Annotated in this window: 20 protein-coding genes and 1 pseudogene; 12 read left to right on the top strand and 9 right to left on the bottom strand. The window is 61.2% G+C overall.

Features of this window, described 5'->3' with window-relative positions:
- Positions 1-61: 61 nt before the first annotated feature.
- Positions 62-754: a VIT1/CCC1 transporter family protein gene (locus tag J3364_RS06690; protein WP_349557598.1), complete on the top strand. Its 693-nt coding sequence runs from the start codon at positions 62-64 to the stop codon at positions 752-754.
- Between the two features lie 69 nt (positions 755-823).
- On the opposite strand, the gene J3364_RS06685 is transcribed toward J3364_RS06690, so the two are convergent.
- Positions 824-1654, bottom strand: a complete 831-nt coding sequence (locus J3364_RS06685) for an FTR1 family iron permease (protein ID WP_123632680.1) — start codon at positions 1652-1654, stop codon at positions 824-826.
- 9 nt (positions 1655-1663) lie between these two features.
- Positions 1664-1999, bottom strand: a complete 336-nt coding sequence (locus J3364_RS06680) for a cupredoxin domain-containing protein (protein WP_123632679.1) — start codon at positions 1997-1999, stop codon at positions 1664-1666.
- A gap of 391 nt (positions 2000-2390) precedes the next feature.
- Here J3364_RS06680 and J3364_RS06675 point away from each other — a divergent pair, with 391 nt between their 5' ends.
- Positions 2391-2735 carry a DUF3302 domain-containing protein gene (locus J3364_RS06675; protein WP_349557597.1) on the top strand — a complete coding sequence of 115 codons (345 nt, stop codon included), beginning with the start codon at positions 2391-2393 and terminating at the stop codon, positions 2733-2735.
- Positions 2736-2737: 2 nt separating this feature from the next.
- Positions 2738-3691 carry an HlyD family secretion protein gene (locus tag J3364_RS06670; protein WP_349557596.1) on the top strand — a complete coding sequence of 318 codons (954 nt, stop codon included), beginning with the start codon at positions 2738-2740 and terminating at the stop codon, positions 3689-3691.
- A gap of 7 nt (positions 3692-3698) precedes the next feature.
- On the opposite strand, the gene J3364_RS06665 is transcribed toward J3364_RS06670, so the two are convergent.
- A complete protein-coding gene (locus tag J3364_RS06665; protein WP_349557595.1) occupies positions 3699-4304 on the bottom strand; it encodes a LysE family translocator in 606 nt (201 codons plus the stop codon).
- Positions 4305-4350: 46 nt separating this feature from the next.
- A complete protein-coding gene (locus J3364_RS06660; protein ID WP_349557594.1) occupies positions 4351-5181 on the bottom strand; it encodes a helix-turn-helix domain-containing protein in 831 nt (276 codons plus the stop codon).
- A gap of 105 nt (positions 5182-5286) precedes the next feature.
- On the opposite strand from J3364_RS06660, the gene J3364_RS06655 reads away from it, so the two are divergent.
- On the top strand, positions 5287-5787 hold the full coding sequence (locus J3364_RS06655) for a gamma-glutamylcyclotransferase family protein (protein ID WP_349557593.1): 501 nt from the start codon (positions 5287-5289) through the stop codon (positions 5785-5787).
- Here the strand turns inward: J3364_RS06655 and J3364_RS06650 are convergent.
- The gene (locus J3364_RS06650; RefSeq protein ID WP_349557592.1) at positions 5772-6341 is read right to left on the bottom strand and encodes a Mut7-C RNAse domain-containing protein; all 570 of its coding nucleotides are present in this window, start codon (positions 6339-6341) and stop codon (positions 5772-5774) included. The genes J3364_RS06655 and J3364_RS06650 overlap by 16 nt on opposite strands.
- A 347-nt stretch (positions 6342-6688) precedes the next feature.
- Between J3364_RS06650 and J3364_RS06645 the strand changes: the two genes are divergently transcribed.
- Both J3364_RS06645 and J3364_RS22605 read left to right on the top strand, forming a co-directional pair.
- Positions 6689-7000, top strand: coding sequence for a hypothetical protein (locus J3364_RS06645; RefSeq protein ID WP_349557591.1), 312 nt, complete (start codon positions 6689-6691; stop codon positions 6998-7000).
- Positions 7001-7300: 300 nt separating this feature from the next.
- A pseudogene (locus J3364_RS22605) lies at positions 7301-7384 on the top strand (PEP-CTERM sorting domain-containing protein); the annotation flags it as partial.
- 59 nt (positions 7385-7443) lie between these two features.
- Here the strand turns inward: J3364_RS22605 and J3364_RS06635 are convergent.
- From J3364_RS06635 to J3364_RS06625, 3 genes are read right to left on the bottom strand one after another with little or no spacing between them, the layout of a single operon-like run.
- The gene (locus J3364_RS06635; protein ID WP_349557589.1) at positions 7444-8250 is read right to left on the bottom strand and encodes a DUF1338 domain-containing protein; all 807 of its coding nucleotides are present in this window, start codon (positions 8248-8250) and stop codon (positions 7444-7446) included.
- Positions 8240-9361: an arginine N-succinyltransferase gene (gene astA / locus J3364_RS06630; RefSeq protein ID WP_349557588.1), complete on the bottom strand. Its 1122-nt coding sequence runs from the start codon at positions 9359-9361 to the stop codon at positions 8240-8242. The genes J3364_RS06635 and astA overlap by 11 nt, the downstream gene beginning before the upstream one ends.
- Positions 9362-9381: 20 nt before the next feature.
- Positions 9382-10602 carry an aspartate aminotransferase family protein gene (locus tag J3364_RS06625; protein WP_349557587.1) on the bottom strand — a complete coding sequence of 407 codons (1221 nt, stop codon included), beginning with the start codon at positions 10600-10602 and terminating at the stop codon, positions 9382-9384.
- Positions 10603-10778: 176 nt separating this feature from the next.
- On the opposite strand from J3364_RS06625, the gene J3364_RS06620 reads away from it, so the two are divergent.
- Positions 10779-11207: an Lrp/AsnC family transcriptional regulator gene (locus tag J3364_RS06620; protein WP_349557586.1), complete on the top strand. Its 429-nt coding sequence runs from the start codon at positions 10779-10781 to the stop codon at positions 11205-11207.
- On the opposite strand, the gene J3364_RS06615 is transcribed toward J3364_RS06620, so the two are convergent.
- Complete coding sequence (locus J3364_RS06615; protein ID WP_349557585.1) at positions 11204-11815, bottom strand: MarR family winged helix-turn-helix transcriptional regulator; 612 nt, start codon at positions 11813-11815, stop codon at positions 11204-11206. The genes J3364_RS06620 and J3364_RS06615 overlap by 4 nt on opposite strands.
- Between J3364_RS06615 and J3364_RS06610 the strand changes: the two genes are divergently transcribed.
- From J3364_RS06610 to J3364_RS06590, 5 genes are all read left to right on the top strand, one after another.
- Positions 11808-12761 carry a DMT family transporter gene (locus J3364_RS06610; protein ID WP_349557584.1) on the top strand — a complete coding sequence of 318 codons (954 nt, stop codon included), beginning with the start codon at positions 11808-11810 and terminating at the stop codon, positions 12759-12761. The genes J3364_RS06615 and J3364_RS06610 overlap by 8 nt on opposite strands.
- Positions 12762-12803: 42 nt before the next feature.
- The gene (locus tag J3364_RS06605) at positions 12804-13439 is read left to right on the top strand and encodes an NAD(P)H-dependent oxidoreductase (protein WP_349557583.1); all 636 of its coding nucleotides are present in this window, start codon (positions 12804-12806) and stop codon (positions 13437-13439) included.
- Between the two features lie 234 nt (positions 13440-13673).
- Positions 13674-14888 carry a Bcr/CflA family efflux MFS transporter gene (locus tag J3364_RS06600; protein WP_349557582.1) on the top strand — a complete coding sequence of 405 codons (1215 nt, stop codon included), beginning with the start codon at positions 13674-13676 and terminating at the stop codon, positions 14886-14888.
- Entirely contained in the window at positions 14885-15286 is a 402-nt protein-coding gene (locus J3364_RS06595; RefSeq protein ID WP_349557581.1) for a cupin domain-containing protein, read from the top strand. The genes J3364_RS06600 and J3364_RS06595 overlap by 4 nt, the downstream gene beginning before the upstream one ends.
- Positions 15287-15445: 159 nt before the next feature.
- Positions 15446-16429, top strand: coding sequence for an aldo/keto reductase (locus J3364_RS06590; RefSeq protein WP_349557580.1), 984 nt, complete (start codon positions 15446-15448; stop codon positions 16427-16429).
- Positions 16430-16432: the final 3 nt, after the last annotated feature.

Raw genomic sequence — 16432 nt, 5'->3', positions numbered from 1 at the left:
TTGGCAGCGGATGTGACGAGTGAGGGGGCAGATCCGGTGGTTGATACTTTAGGAGGGATCGGTGAGGCATCGTGAAAAGCATCGCAGTGGTCGGATTGGTTGGCTTAGGGCCGCCGTTTTGGGCGCCAATGACGGGATCGTCTCCACCGCGAGTCTGATTCTTGGGTTCGTGGCCGCCGGGGCGTCGTCACAACAGATCATGATTGCCGGCGTGGCTGGGCTGGTGGCCGGGGCCATGTCGATGGCGGCGGGCGAGTATGTGTCGGTCAGCTCCCAGGCGGATACCGAGCGGGCCGACCTGCGTCGGGAGCGGTATGAACTGGCCCACCAACCCCAGGAGGAAATCCGCGAGCTGGCGGAGATCTATGAAGGCCGGGGCCTGGCCCCGGAGCTGGCCCGTCAGGTGGCTGTTGAATTGATGGAGCACGACGCCCTTGCGGCCCACGCGCGGGATGAGCTGGGTATTGAGGGCGCCGCCTATACGACCCGTCCGGTGCAGGCGGCACTGGCTTCAGCCGCGACGTTTGCGGCGGGGGCTTTCCTGCCGCTCCTGGTGGTCTGGCTGATGCCAGTGGCGGGACTGGGCTGGGGGGTGCCGTTGGCGTCGCTGATTTTCCTGGCGCTGTTGGGGTCCTTGTCGGCCCGGGCCGGTGGAGCGTCGATTCGCAAGGCGGCTGCCCGGGTGACCTTCTGGGGTGCGCTGGCTATGGCAGCGACGGCTGCGGTGGGGGCGCTGTTCGGCGTTTCGGTTTAGGTTGCCGGGTCCTGGTCCGCCTGACCTGCCCGCGGGGATGACGCGGGCAGGTCGTTGAGTTGGCGTGAATCAGGCGGTGACGGGCGCCTGCTGTCGGCGCTGCAGGCGGAACAGGCCAAAAATACCGGCCCAGAACGCCAGCCAGACGACGACATCGGTCAGTGCCGGGTAGGCCCGGTAGCCGGTCAACGCGGATACGACACCGCCGAAGCGGCTGGTATCGTCGAGTACGGCGGAGGTGTCCCACAGCGGGTCGATACCGGTGGGCACCCAACCCAGTCCAATCATGCGATCCACGGCCGACAGCAACAGCGAGCTGGCCAGCAACAGCAGCATGATTTCGGTGAAGCGGAAGAAGTGCTTCCAGGACATCCAGCGACGGCCGGCCTGAAGCAGGTAGTAGGTGAAACCGGCCAGCACCAGGGCCACCGCCACGGCACCGGCGAAGCCGAGCCAGTCCTGGGCGGTCTGCTGGGCATAGCTCATGCCGTAGAGGAAAATCACCGTTTCCGAGCCTTCACGGCCAATGGCAATGGCCACCAGGATGCTGATGGACCAGAAGGTCCGGTCTTCCAGCGCCCGCTGGGTTTCGTTCTTGAGATGGCTGTGCAGGTGCCGGCCATGCTCCCGCATCCACAGGACCATCTGCACGATCAGCACGGTGGCGACCAGCATCATCAGCAGCATGAAGATTTCCTGGCCGACATCCCCCAGGAATTGCTGGATGCCCAGCAGGGCCGCGGCCAGTGCGATGGCGAACAGGATACCGCCGCCTACGCCGAACCACAGGTAGCGCATCGCCCCGGCCACTTCGGCCTGGCGCAGCCACGCGTAGAGGATACCGACGACCAGCAGGGCCTCGATGCTCTCTCTCCAGACGACAAAGATAATCTGTTCCATGTCGGTTCCTTACTCTGCGATCAGCGTGCCCTGGGCTTCCGGCAGGTTGAACTCATCAAAGTAGTCGTATTCACCGGCTTTCAGGGGCTTGATCACCACTGCCCAGTTGGCGCCGGGAACCAGGATTTTCTCCTGGCGCAGGCGCTTGCTTTCAAACTCGGCGGGTGCCTGGCCGTTGTTTTGAACCTGCAGCTTGAAGCGCTCGCCCGCCGCCACGTTCAGCGTTTTGGGCGTCAGCTGACCATCCTTGAGCTCGATGTTATAGGTCTTGATGTCCGCAGCAGCAGGCAGGGCAACCAGTGTTGCGAGCAGGATGGCGGCGGCTGAGAGGGTACGGTTCAGCATTCAGTGGTCTCCCGGAAATAGCGATAGCGGTTGGTCGGCCCATGACGATGGCTGCTGACTTCCGCGCTCCTGTGGCGCGAAGGGCGGCTGCCGGGCCGGCGGCCCCGAATTGTTGCAGAAATGATCATCAATGATAAAGAGAATTGTGCACCATTTCTAAACGAAATTATTCGCATTAAGGTTTTTTGAGGATGATCTGGATCAACTTGTTGTGGGTTGTTGCGGTCGGGGATCGCTTGACGAAGAGGGGGTGTCAGACGCTGTCTGGCGGGAAACGTCCGGAATGTCCGTCGGTTGGCGTAAATGCTGCTACGCTTTTTAGGGGGCCCACAAGAGGCTCCGTAAGAACGGCCAGGGGGTTGTGGCCGTCGGTCAACCAAGGAAGTTGATTATGCTCGACTATATTGCCCTGTTCCTTCTGTTCTTCGTCGTGATTGTCCTGTTCTACGGCATCATCGCCATTCACGATATCCCCTACGACATTGCCAGGCACCGCAACCACCCGCATCAGGATGCTATACACATTGCGGGCTGGGTCAGCCTGCTGACGCTTCACGTGATCTGGCCGTTCCTCTGGATATGGGCGTCGCTGTACCGGCCTGACCGGGGGTGGGGATTCAGTGATGGACGCTCCGATCACAGTCACCTGGCGGATCTTGAGGCCCGTGTGGCCGAGCTCAGCGAGCGTCTGGAACGATTTGAGTCGCAGTCCGGCGACCGGCAGCGGGAGGACTGATCATGGACTTGCTGCTGATTCTGACTTACACCGCCATTTGCGTCTTCATATTCAAGGTTTTCCGGGTGCCGCTGAACAAGTGGACGGTGCCGACCGCGGTGCTGGGTGGCGTCTTGTTGATTGGCGCGATGATCATGTTAATGAACTACAACCATCCCTATTCGGAGCGGGCGCGCAAGTATGAACTGACAACGCCGATGATTCCCTCAGTAAGGGGCCGGGTGGTGAGTGTGGACGCCTCCCCGAATGTCCTGCTTGAGAAAGGGGATGTGCTGTTCCGTATCGATCCCACGCCGTTTGAAGCCAAAGTGGCTTCGCTGGAAGCCCAGCTCAAGTCGGCAAAGATGGATCTGGATCGGGCGACCCAGTTGGCGAGGACCGGTGCCGGTCCGAAACGTAACCAGGATCTGGCCAGGGCTCAGGTTGATGACCTGTCCAGTCAACTGGTTGCGGCCCGCTACGATCTCGACGAGACCGTCGTGCGGGCACCCACTCGTGGTTATGTGTCGCAGTTGTTCCTGCGGCCGGGCATGATGGCAGTCAACCTGCCACTGCGGCCCTCGCTGATCTTCGTCCACCAGGAAGCCGACATCTTCACCGGCTGGTTCCGCCAGAACAGCCTGCTCCGGCTGGAAGCCGGGGATGAGGCGGAAGTGGCGTTCGACGGGATTCCCGGCCAGGTGTTTTCTGGCGAGGTGGATACCGTGCTGCCCATACTGGCCGAGGGTCAGCTACAACCTTCCGGCAACCTGCAGACCGACCCGGCCGGCCCGGGCCGTGTCCCGGTTCGCGTGCGTATCACCGACCCGGCCTTCGACAAGTATCGCCCGCACTTGCCCGGCGGCGCCTACGGCCAGATGGCGGTCTACAGCGATCATTTCCATCATGTGGCAATCATGCGCAAGATCCTGTTGCGGATGTCGGCGTGGATGAATTACCTGTTCCCGTTCCACTAGTGTCCCGTCAGGTGAGCAGGGGGCGGTAGACGAAGTCATAGCCAATCGCCCCCGCCACGTAGAGCAACAACAGGGCCATCACCCGGTTGAACCAGCGGAAGACCACCGGCCGGGTGATGCGCCGTCCCAGAACGCTGCCGGCCAGGGCGTAGCTGCCGGGGGCGCCGATGGCGAGCAGGGCCAGAATGCCCGACCAGATCACCACACCAACGCCATGGATGCCGGCACCAGGAAACTGGATGGTGGCGATGGGCAGTGTCGCGACGACGCCCTTGGGGTTGAGCAGCTGGATGACCAGTCCGTCCCGGAAGCCCAGAACTCGCGCCTCACCGGCGGATTCGTCCACGTGCACGCTGGCCCGCAATATGCGCATGGCCAGGTAGATGATGTAGGTGCAACCTGCCAGGCTGATGACCAGCAAGACGTTGCCGCCAACAAACGCCGAGCCGATCCAGCCAAACGTGAGGAACAGGATCAGCATGGCGCTGCCAACTCCCACATAAAAACCGGTGGCCGCGCGGAACTGACCGTTCAGGCCGGCATTGAGGCCCAGCAAGTTTACAGGCCCAGGCGTGTACATCACGCCTATGGCATAGGCGAAGATTTCAATCATCAGAGTCCCCTGGATTGAGCTTTTGAGTCTGGGTGGAGGCCCGGGTTTAGCGGCGGATGTTGCTCTGGTACTGCTTCGGCGTCATACCGTAGATCCGCTTGAAGCGGCGGTTGAAATGACTCAGGTCCGAAAATCCGTAGCGGTAGACCACGTCGTTAAGCGGCTCGCCGGTTTCCAGCGCGGTCCGGGCGGCGTTGATGCGGCAGTTGATCACGTACTGGTGAGGCGTGATCCCGAACTGGCGCCGGAACAGCCGCAGGAAGTGGTATTTCGACAGGTTGGCGGCGTCGCTGATGTCCTCGAGGGACAGGTCGGCATCCACGTGGTGGTGGATGAAGTCTTTGGCCCGTTGCAGCAAGGCGTCGGCCCGGCGTGTCAGCTCGTCCGGTTCGTAATGGCCGACCCGCTGGACCACGCGGGAGGCTATGCGCAACAAGGCGTGTTCCTGCTCGATGCGGCTGCCGACGTTGTCGGTGATCAGCCGGACCAGCTCCATGATGTGTTGACGCAGGACGGGATCCTGCACCAGGGTTTCGCTCATACGAACGTCGTCGATGCGCTGCACGCCGGCGGCATCGGCAAACAGCGGCTCGATCTGGCGCGGGTGGACGTACAGCATCACGTAGCTCAGCGGTTCTTCGACTCCAGAGTGGCCATCGTGCACCTCTTCCGGCTTGAGGTGGATGATGTTGCCCGGCGGACTCTTGTGGAACTGCCCGTTGCTGAAGAAGTCCTGGCGGCCGCTCAGGGTGACGCCGAAGGCATATTCCTCATGGGCATGTTTGTCGTAGGTGAACCCGTCCATTTCCGCCTGGAGGGCGGTGACCTCCGGCAAATGCCGGCTCTTGATAAACTGGAATTGGCTGTCCTGTTCCACGGCTGTCTCTCCGGCGTGTGAATCGCCTATGCAGACCACTATATCGTCGCCGGAAAAGCCGTGCTTGGACAATATTGCGCAATGCTGACAAGGAGAGGATCAAGCGTGCTCTGCTTTGCCTATGGCTCCAACATGTCCCGGGCCCGGCTGCTCGAACGCATTCCCGCGGCTCGTTTCGTCACCGTTGCCGTCATCGAGGGCTATCGGCTCTGCTTCCACAAGCGCAGCCGCCGCGACGGCTCGGCCAAGTGCGATGCGTTCTGGACCGGCGACCCTGCGGACCGGCTGCATGGGGTGGTCTATGACATTCCAGATCGCGACAAGCGACGTTTGGACCGCATCGAAGGCGTTGGCAGGGGCTATGAGGACGCCGTTGCCAAAGCCAGGACGAACGAGGGCCGCGAATTGGATGTTTGGCTCTACGTGGCCACGGACATCGACTCGTCGCTGCGCCCTTTCGACTGGTATCGCCACCACGTGCTTGTCGGCGCACAGGAACACGCGTTGCCGGAGGCGTATATTGCGCAGATTGCAGCGATAGCGGTCGACGAGGACGCTGACGAAAAACGGCGTGATCGTGAACTGGCCATCTACTCCGTCCGGTAACGTGGCAGGGCTCCGTTAAGAGGACTGGTAGCCGGTAAAAAACGCCGGGGATGGCGCCAGCGGTTGAATCGTAGCAGCTTGCCGCGCATCCGGCGGACGTGGCTGCCTTCCCAGTACACGTGTTTGCAGCCCGGGCAGTGGCAGAAGACTCGTTTGTCGTCAATTTCCGGCGTGTCGTCGGGTAATGGACCGGGGCGCAGTGGGGTGTTGCAGCGCTTGCAGCGGGAGAAGGGCGCGTGTAACCAGTCCAGGTTCAGCAGCCGGGTCAGTTCCCGGAAGTTGGACTCCATGCCGTTGCTTTCCAGCAACAGCACGTACTGCGGGGCGTTGCGATGCAACAGCAGTTCCCGGTCCCGGGTAATCAGCCAGCGGTTTTCGTCGATGGCGGTTTCCAGCACATCCCGATCGCAGGTGCCGCTGGTGGGTGAGGTGGTGTCATAGCCGGCCACCCGCAGCCATTCGCCAAAGCCTCGCAGCATCTCATCGCACAGGAACCGCGGTGTCTCCAGCGGGCACAACGCGCCTTCTATCCACGGTGTTTTCGCAGTTGCCATAACGGACCGTCGAGTTCTTTGCCGGTTGTTCCATCCGGTTAACAGTCTGTTGACCCAACCCGATGGCGATTTCTGCGGGAGGTGGCCCTTAAAACCGAACTCCCCACAACCCAGTATTGCTTCCCGTCTCTCGTTTCGCCAAGCATTTAACGGCAAAAGCGGAGGTTACCTCTGTCCTGTCGCGGCGGCGTCGTCGCTGCTTTATGTTGCCAAAAGCGACGTCGAGATTGTTTACATGGTAACCAGTCATGACGCATTAACTCCTTTCATATCAAGCGGCTGGGGTGTTGGCACCGGATTCGCATACTGAAAGTGCGAATCCCATGTTTCCAGGAAGGAGTCTTTCTATGAAATTGCGTGCACCTCTTGCCGCAGCCGTCGTCTGTTCTGGTCTTCTGGCTGGCCCGGCTTCAGCGGCATACATCAGCGCATCAGATATCGTGTCAGGGTCATCTGGTGGTCTGACGTTCTCTTCAAGCGGCGGCTCACTGGGCCTCAAAACGGTTGCAGGCGTTGAAGGTGCTGGTGTCACCTCCGGTGCCGGTGGGAACGAAATTGATATCGGCCAGAGCATTACGGCTGATTCCAGTTCCGGATTTGTTTTGTCGGGCACGACGTTGGCGTTTCTATACGATGGCCCGGAATTCGGGGACTACTAGGAAGTGGCGACCATCACGGCGAACTTCTTCGGTTCTTCAGACACCAGCACAGCAGTGCTCACCAACACCTATACCAGCGCCAATGACACCATCCTGTCGCTGCTGATCGATGGCGTCGATATGACGTCACTCATTCTGGGTGCAAGTGAAGCAACGTCTGCGACAGCCGGTACTGTGGATCTGGGTGCCCTGTTTGGCAACACGCTCTTGTCGTCACTCACCTATACAGCGACCGCAGGCACCTGTGGTACCGGCAGCTGTAATAACCAGAGTGATTATGGCATTGCCAGCATTTCCACGGCTTCCGTACCGGAGCCGGCCACCGTTGCGTTGCTGGGCCTTGGCCTGGCAGGCATTGGCATGTCCCGGCGTCGCAAGGCGTGATGTCCTGACTGGAAATGAAAAGGGGGCCCTCTGGCCCCCTTTTTCGTTGGCTGGATGCTTTACATCCCGGCGTCGGTACTTTCGAAAATCTTGTCTGCCGACGCGGCGACGAAGCCGCTGTAAAGCTGACCGTCCGGCTTGGGATAGCGGCGGGCAAACTCGTAGAAGCAGCTGGGGATAACCTCGGTGCGATCGCTGAACTGCACCTCAACCCGGTCCGCCATAGTGGAGGACTGCTCCAGCAGCGCTTCCGGGGAGCCTTTCACTTCACCGCCTGAACTGTTGACGGTATAGCCCGCATCCTTCAGCGCCTGGTTGATTTCCTCAACCGTGCGGAACTTCTCCAGCTGGTTCACGTTGACCGTGAAGTGGTTGGCGCGATAACCCCAGGCGGCTACCCATGCCGCGTACTCGCTCTCGGCCAGCAGCTGCTTGTAGGTGGCGTAATCCACCTGCCAGTGAGTGCCGGAGTAGAGGAAGTTGTCCGCGGTGACGGCGTTCGGATCCACCTTGTCCACCAGATCTTTCACAACGGTCTGCAGTTCCGGTGAGAACTTCTCCACCAGCAGCTCGGAGATGAACACTTTGGGGGCGGTCGGATCTTCGTGCTCGTAGTGCTTGGCGTAGAGCTTCTTGGCTTCGAAGTGATACTCCTGGCCTTCCTTGTAGCCCAGCTTCAGGAAATGCGCGGCCAGCTTGTCCAGGTTCACTTTTTCCAGGTTGAAGGTCCGCAGCGCGATGTGATCGTTGATGATCTCGCTGCCCTGGGTGCCACCGAGCAGTCGATGGATTTCCTCGGCTGACGGCGTCACCTCGCGGTAGTTATCCCAGAGGTTCTGGAAAAGGGTGTCGCGATCAGAGTGCATATCGAAGCTCCTGTTGAGGTTGGGCCTGCGACGCGGTGTCGGTCGCACGTCCGGTTGTCTTGTTGTGGGCACGGCTGGCCAGCGTCACGCAGCGGGCCTTGGCGCCGTCTTCCAGATCGAGGGCGCGGGCCAGGTCGGCCGGCACCTGAAGCAATCCGTGCTGGGGGTGATGGATCGCCCGTTCTGTCAGTGTGGCGCGGAATCCCGCCACTTGCGTGTTGGCAATCGACAGCAGATCACCGCCGTGTTGCAGGACGGGCGTGTCCGCCTGAACCACCTGCACCGTGCATTCGCTGGACTGGGCGACACTGCGAATCTGGTCCAGCTCGGCCTCGACCGTGGGGCCGGCGTCAAACAGGTCCACATAGCCCTTGTGGCGGAAGCCTTCCGCTTCCAGCATCTTCAGCGCCGGACGGGTCTTGTCGTGCACTTCGCCAATCACCGCCTGGGCCTCGGGGCTCAGCAGGTGCGTGTAGAGCGGGTATTTCGGCATCAGTTCGGCAATAAACCCGTTGTTGCCGGCCCCGACCAGTTCGGTGACCTGCGCAAACTCCAAGTCTACGAAGTGCTGACGCAGCCAGTTCCAGAATGGCGATTCGCCGCAGTCGCTGGAGATACCGCGCATTTCGGCAATGACGGTCCGGGCAAATCGCGCCGGATGCTGGGCCATGAACAGGAAGCGAACCTTGGACAGCAGTTTCCCAGCATTGGGGCGACGGAACTGCGGGCGGAGGTACAGCGTGCAGATTTCCGAGCAGCCGGTGTAGTGGTTGCACATGTTCAGCACGTCGACGCGCTTGAACAGCCCCAACTCCCGGGAATGATGGACCACCTGACTCTTGTGGTAATGGTAGAGCGGGCTGTCCAGTCCGACGGACGCTTCAATCCCGGTGGTGCCCAGGATGTCTCCGGTATCCGGATCCTCCAGCACGAACAGATAGCCTTCGTCACCGGGTTCGACAACGTCGCGGTTGAAGCTGTCGATCGAGTGCTGGATCTTGGCGGTCAGGAAATCGCGGTCGTCCACCAGCGAGGTGAAGCCGGGCCCGGACTCCCGGGCAATCTCAGCCAGGGCGTCCAGATCCGTATGAGCGATTGGGCGAATGATCATGGCGCGTCCTCCGCGTCGGGTCAGCCGGCCTTGGCGACAGAACCAAACAGCGAGTCGATGGCCGCTTCGAAGCGGGCCAGACCTTCCTCGATATCCGCCTCCGGAATTACCAGAGACGGCGTAAAGCGAACCACGTTGGCGCCGGCGACCAGCGACAGCAGGCCTTCCTTGAGGCCGGCCTGGAGGATTTCCTTGGCGCGTCCGGCGTGCTCGTCGATCAGCTCGGCGCCAATCAGCAGGCCCTTGCCGCGGATGTCCTTGAAGATGCCATAGCGGGCGTTGATGGCTTCCAGACCTTTCTTGAACTGTTCGCTGCGTACACGCACGCCGGCCAGCAGGGTGTCGTCGTTGACCGTGTCAAAAGTGGCTTCGGCGACGGCGCAGCCCAGCGGGTTACCGCCGTAGGTGGAGCCGTGGGTGCCCGGCTTCAGGTGGCTGGCGATCTCGGCCGTGGTCAGCATGGCGCCAATCGGGAAGCCGCCACCGAGAGCCTTGGCGGACGTCAGGATGTCCGGGGTGACGCCGGTATCCATGTAAGCATACAGATAGCCGGTCCGGCCCACGCCAGTCTGTACCTCATCGAAGATCAGCAGTGCGTTGTGTTTGTCACACAGCTCGCGCACGCCCTTGATAAACGCCGGATCCGCATCGATGATGCCGCCTTCGCCCTGCAGCGGCTCCATCATGACGGCGCAGGTCTTGTCGGAAATCACGGCTTCCAGGCTGGCCAGATCGTTGAAAACCGCATGACGAATGGCGCCGGGCTTGGGCCCGAAGCCGTCGGAGTAGGCTTTCTGGCCGCCCACGCTGACTGCGAAGAAGGTGCGGCCGTGGAAGCTGCGTTCGAAGGAAATGATTTCGTCCTTGTGCTCGCCGTACTCGTTGAACGCCCAGCGACGGGCCAGCTTGAGGGCCGCCTCGTTGGCTTCGGTGCCGGAGTTGGCGAAGTAGACGCGCTCGGCAAAGGTGGCGTCGGTCAGCTTCTTGGCCAGGCGCAAGGCCGGCTCATTGGTCATCACGTTGGCCAGGTGCCAGACCTTCTCGCTCTGCTCCTGCAGGGCCTTGACCGGGGCCGGGTGGCAATGGCCCAGGCAGTTCACGGCAATCCCGCCGGCAAAGTCGATGTACTCGCGGCCTTCCTGGTCCCAGATGCGGGAACCTTGCCCTTTCACCGGAATCACGGCGGGCGGGGCGTAGTTGGGAACCATCACGTCATCGAACAAAGCGCGGGATACTTGCATGTGTAAACCTTTTGCGAATCAGGGCTTTCGGGAGTGGTGTTAAAGACTCCCATAAATCAGTGGCTTCATTATGGATGGGCCCAATGTCATTTTGCAGTTTCAAAACGGGCGAATCAGTGGGAGAATCTGTCAAAATGACGATATAATATGGCGAATTGTGAAGGGGGGGTGGCGTTGTGATCAGTCCGCAGGACCAGAAACTACTGATGTTGTTGCGCCAGAACGCGCGCACGAGCGTGTCCGACCTGGCCCGTTCACTGGGCCTGTCCCGCTCAACGGTGCAAAACCGGATTGCGCGACTGGAGGCGAGCGGGGTGATTCAGGGCTATTCGCTGGAAGTGGGGCGGGCCTATTCGGAAAATCAGGTGGAGGCGCATGTGTCCATCAAGGTGCGCCAGAAGCTGACGGCGCGGACCAATACGGCGCTGGAGCAGATCCACCACGTCGCCCAGCTGTTCTCCGTGAGCGGCGAATACGACCTGATCGCCATCGTCCAGGCCCAGTCCCTGGAAGAGCTCAGTGCCGTGCTTGATGAAATCGGCAACCTCGAGGGGGTCGAGCGCACCAACTCCGCGGTGGTACTGGAGACGAAGTTCCGGCGTTAATCCGCCTTATCCATGCCCTGAATCAGCTTGCCCAGCAGTTCATTGAGCCGCGCCTGCTCCTGCTGCGTCAGTCCGCCCAGGGCGCGCGCCTCATTCTCCACATGCAGCGGCATGATCCGGTTGATCAGCGCCAGCCCCTCATCGGTGAGCGTTACCAACATGCCGCGTCGGTCCTCGGGGTTGGGGGATCGGCTGATTAATCCTGCCTTTTCCAGCCGGTCGAGTCGGTTGGTCATGCCGCCTGAGGAGATCATCAAGGCTTCGAAAAGCTGCGTGGGCCCCAATGCATAGGGTTTGCCGGACCGGCGCAGCGTCGCCAGAACGTCAAACTCCCCCTGATGCAAGCCGTGTGATTTGAAGAAGGGCTCCAGATAATCCCGCGTGATCTGGCGAGCCGCGCTGCCCAGTCGGCCCAACAGCTCCATGGGAAGCAGGTCCAGTTCCGGCATTTCTTTTTGCCACTGCTCGGTGGCGAGTTTTACTCGACTCATTGCGCCTCTTTTTATCTTGGTGTTAAGATAAATTATCTCGACATAAAGATACTTTTCTTCGAGATAGTTGGTCGTTTTCATCTTGATGGCAAGACACTGGAGGACAATGATGGCCAAGGTGATGCAGTCACACAAGTCGGCTGAGCGGCAGGGGCTGTATGCCTTCGGCTGTCTGTTGCTGGTGGGGACCTTTCTGGCGCTGTCGCTGGTCATGGCCAAACTGGCGGATGATGCCGGGGCGCCACGGTTGACGTTTCTCATGCTGGGTCTGGTTGGCGCGGGTGTGCTGCTCACGGCGCTGACCGCGTTGCAGGGCCAGACGATGCCGGTGAACCGGCGGACCCTGGAGTACGCCGTTGTTACGGGCGTTTTGATGGCCCTGCCGAATGCGTTAGGGTTCCTGGCGGTGCGCCACGTTGGCGCCGGGTTTATTTCGCTGAGTTTCGCGTTTCCGATCCTGATCACCTGGCTGATGGCCGTCCTGCTGGGTATGGAGAGCCTGCGTGTCCAGCGGCTGATTGGCGTCCTGCTGGCACTCGTGGGCGGCGTGATCCTGGCCTTGTCCAAGGCGGGTAGCAGCGCCGGCGACCCGGTGTGGGCCGTACTGATCCTGGCCATGCCGATTGCACTCGCGATTGGCAATATCTACCGGACCCTGCGCTGGCCGGCCGGCACATCGCCCATTTTCCTGGCGGCCATCATGCTTTTCGGTGCGGCGTTGGCATTGCTGCCGTTTGCCCTGACCACGGAACCGGGGGCGTTTGTCGACCTGTCTCGGTCTTCGACCGTGCTGGGTTTGCTGGGCGTGGAAATACTCGTTTTCGCGGTCCTTTATTTCTTTTACTTCGTACTGCAGAAACTGGCCGGCCCCGTCTACCTGAGCCAGATTGGTACGGTTGCCGCGGTGGTGGGCACCCTGATCGCCGTGTTGGCGCTGGGTGAAGCGACACCGCCCAACCTGGCCCTGGCCGGCGGGCTTGTTGCGGCCGGCACCGTGGTTTTCCATCGCGCCGCGCGCCAGTCGGCCTCTCCTTCGGCCACGGCCAAGGCGGCCGGTTCCTGATCCATAAAGACTGTCCAGACCAACACAACAGGAGTCATCACCATGTCTTCATTTTACGACGCTCTCAACTGGCGCTACGCCGCCAAACGTATGAACGGCCACACGGTGCCGGCAGACAAGGTGGAGCGCATCCTCGATGCGGCCCACCTGGCGCCGTCGTCCTTCGGGTTACAGCCCTACACGGTGCTGGTGGTGGATGATCCGGCCCTGAAGGCGACTATCCGGGAGAAGGCTGCGGACCAGCCGCAGGTCACCGAGTGCTCCCACCTGCTGGTATTCGCCACCTGGGATCCGGTTGAGGAAGCCCATGTGGATGAGCTGATCGAGCGGGTTGCCACCGAGCGGGACGTCGATCCTGCCGAACTCTCTGGCTATCGGGACATGATCAAAGGCACCCTGCAACAGCGCACGCCCGAGCAGCGTGTCGAGTGGGCCGCTCGCCAGGCCTACATCGGCCTGGGAACCGTTCTGAGCGCCGCGGCCCTGGAACAGGTCGATGCGTCGCCGATGGAAGGATTCGACCCGGTGGCGCTGGATTCGGTGCTCGGACTCCGCGATCGGGGTCTGCACGGTGTCGTCCTCGTTGCTCTGGGCTACCGGGACACGGAGACGGACTGGCTCGCTGGCCTGAAGAAAGTGCGCTGGCCCCGGGAGCGCACCATCCAGTCGATCGGCTGATTAGGGGCAGGCCGTCATAAGCGTTTTTTTGAATCTGGTCGGGATTCCGCAATGGAGGTGCGCCAGATCCTGATGAGGCTGATGGCGGTCTGTCTTCGGCGGGTCTGCACGCTAAATTAAGGCTGTACACGGATTCTATCTGAATGATAGTAAGCATTTTTGTCAATTTATGTCGTTAGCGAATCAATCTATAGTTTGCGAGTGATTATCGTTACCCGCTGAATTGGATGCCGCATGTCGAAGACGGAACCGCACGTTCGCTTTTCACTCATTTTTGCACTGGCCTCGACCATGATGCTCGGGCCGTTTTCGGTGGATACCTATCTGCCTGCGTTTCCCGAGATTGCAGACTCCCTGGGGGTGTCCTCACAGCAAGTCTCCCTGAGCGTGTCGGTCTACATCTTTTCCCTCGCTTTTGGTCAGTTGATTGGTGGGGCCCTCTCGGATCGCTATGGTCGCAAGGTGGTCCTGATGTCCGGCCTCGCCATCTTTTCGATCGCCAGCCTGTGGCTGGCATTCACCGATGCCCTGACGGTGTTTCTGGTCGGGCGAGCCGTGCAGGCCATCGGAGCCGGGTGGGTGCTGGTCTCGGTGCCGGCGCTGGTGCGCGATCGGGTGAGCGGTCAGGATGCGGCCAAGCTGTTCTCCATGATTGGTTTGATCATGGTGATTGCACCGGGGATTGCCCCCAGCATCGGCAGCGCCCTGCTGGCCATCGGGCCCTGGAACGTGATTTTCATCTTCCTGGCCCTGTACGCCGTGCTCGTGGTGCCGGTTCTGCTCGGGACTGTATTCCGCGATCCGGTCGCGGTACCCGGGACAGCGGCCAGAATGAGCATCCTGAAGCGGTATGCCTCTGTGCTGTCCAATACCCGGGCCTTGCCCTTCATTTTCTGGCAGATCGGGTCGTTCTCGGTGATGATGCTGTTCATCACCCACGCCTCGTTCATCTACCAGGAGCATTTCGGCCAATCCGAGCAGGCCTTTGCGCTGTTGTTCGGCGCCAACATCGTGGCGATGTTCTGCGTGAACCTGACCAATCGTGCGCTGTTGTCCCGCCTGCCGTCACTGCGTGTCCTGCAAATGGCGAGTGCCTTGCAGGGGCTGGGTGCCCTCCTGCTGGTGGCGGCCGCTGCGCTGAACTGGCCCGTCTATGGGTTCCTCGCTGCGATGATGCTGACGATCGGGGTCATGGGCGCCATTTCGCCCAACATCCAGGCCTGTTTCATGGAGCATTTTCCCACCAGTGGAGGCACCGCAGCGGCATTGCTGGGTGCGGCCCAGTTCGGTGCTGCCGGCACGATAAGCGCGCTCTCGGCGCTGCTGCCACACACGCTGCTGGCCGTTGTGCTGGCCATGGCGGCCTGCGCCGCCGTGTCGTTTGGGTTCATGCTGCGCTCGCTTCTTCGTGAGGCGGTGCCATCGGTCGGGACGACAGGTGTGTCATGAGCCAGGCTCGCATCACATCGCCGGATGCCTCCGCCGAGTATTTCTTCGAGGAAGGCTGTTTCATCCTGGAACTCTCGAACTCGGTGGATGATCCAGCCCTGTCCATCGCCCGGGCCCGGGTGGAACCTGGATGCATCACCCGCCTGCATCGTCTGGCGCATCAGGTCGAGCGCTACGTGATCCTGGACGGCGAAGGCTGGGTCGAAGTGGGGGAGACCGTCGCCGGGCCCATTAAAGCGGGCGATGTCGTGATCATCCCGGCCGGTGCCAGTCAGCGCATCCGCAATACCGGCGATCGTGATCTGGTGTTTCTCGCCCTCTGCACGCCCCGTTTTGAACCGAAGGATTACGCCGATATCGATCCGGCGCCGATGGACCGCGGCAACCTCGGCGATTGATCCCCGTGATCGTCAATGGTTGCGGGTGCGGCTTCATCGGTTCAGCATGAACTCACAACACTCGTCGCTGGCCGGCGTATTGGCCGACTCAAAGCGACCCCCTCTCAAGCTCGCCTGTGCAAGACCTTGAAAACACCGAACCACCCGAAGGAGGTTGCCATGGAATATCGCCGATTGGGTTCAACCGGTATGAAGGTGTCACCACTGTGTCTGGGGACCATGACCTACGGTACGTCGGAATGGCGTGACTGGGTCCTGGACGAGGAGGCCAGCCGGCCCTTCATCAAGAAAGCGCTGGATGCGGGGATTAACTTCTTCGATACCGCCGACATGTATTCGGTCGGGGAATCCGAGCGGGTCGTGGGCAAGGCGCTGCTGGACTACGCCCGGCGCGACCAGTTCGTGCTGGCCACCAAGGTCTATAACCCGATGGGTGACGGCCCGAATGACCGTGGTCTGTCCCGCAAGCACATCATGGACGCCATCGATGCGTCGCTGGAACGGCTGGGCACCGACTACGTTGACCTCTACCAGATTCACCGCTGGGACTACGACACGCCCATCGAAGAAACCATGGAAGCGCTCCACGATGTGGTGAAGGCCGGCAAGGTCCGCTACATCGGCGCCTCGTCCATGTTCGCCTGGCAGTTCGCCAAGGCCCAGCACGTGGCCGAGCGCAACGGCTGGACGAAATTCGTCACCATGCAGCCGATGTACAACCTGGTCTATCGGGAAGAGGAGCGGGAGATGTTCCCGTTATGCGCCGATCAGGGCGTGGGCGTGATTCCCTGGAGCCCGCTGGCTCGTGGCGTTCTCGCCGGCAAGACCACCCAGGGCGAAGGCGGCGAGAGCACCCGCGCCCGCACCGACCAGATGACTCGCAAATGGCACTTGGGCAGCGATATCGACGCGCCGGTGATTGAGGCCCTGCGCAGCGTCGCCGAACAGCGAGGACTGCCCATGGCACAGATTGCGCTGGCCTGGGTGGCGTCCAACCCGGTGGTGTCCGCGCCGATTGTGGGGGCCAGCAAGGAGGCGCATCTGGATGATGCCATCGCCGCCCTGGACATCATCCTGAGCGACGAGGAAAGGACGATCCTGGAGAGCCCCTACGTCCCGCACGCGGTGGCCGGACACCAGTAATCC

It is taken from the genome of Marinobacter sp. NFXS9, from assembly GCF_040148665.1.
Classification (GTDB): domain Bacteria; phylum Pseudomonadota; class Gammaproteobacteria; order Pseudomonadales; family Oleiphilaceae; genus Marinobacter_A; species Marinobacter_A mangrovi.
The sequence above is the reverse complement of the archived record's forward strand: the minus strand, read 5'-3'. Positions and strand labels throughout refer to the sequence as shown.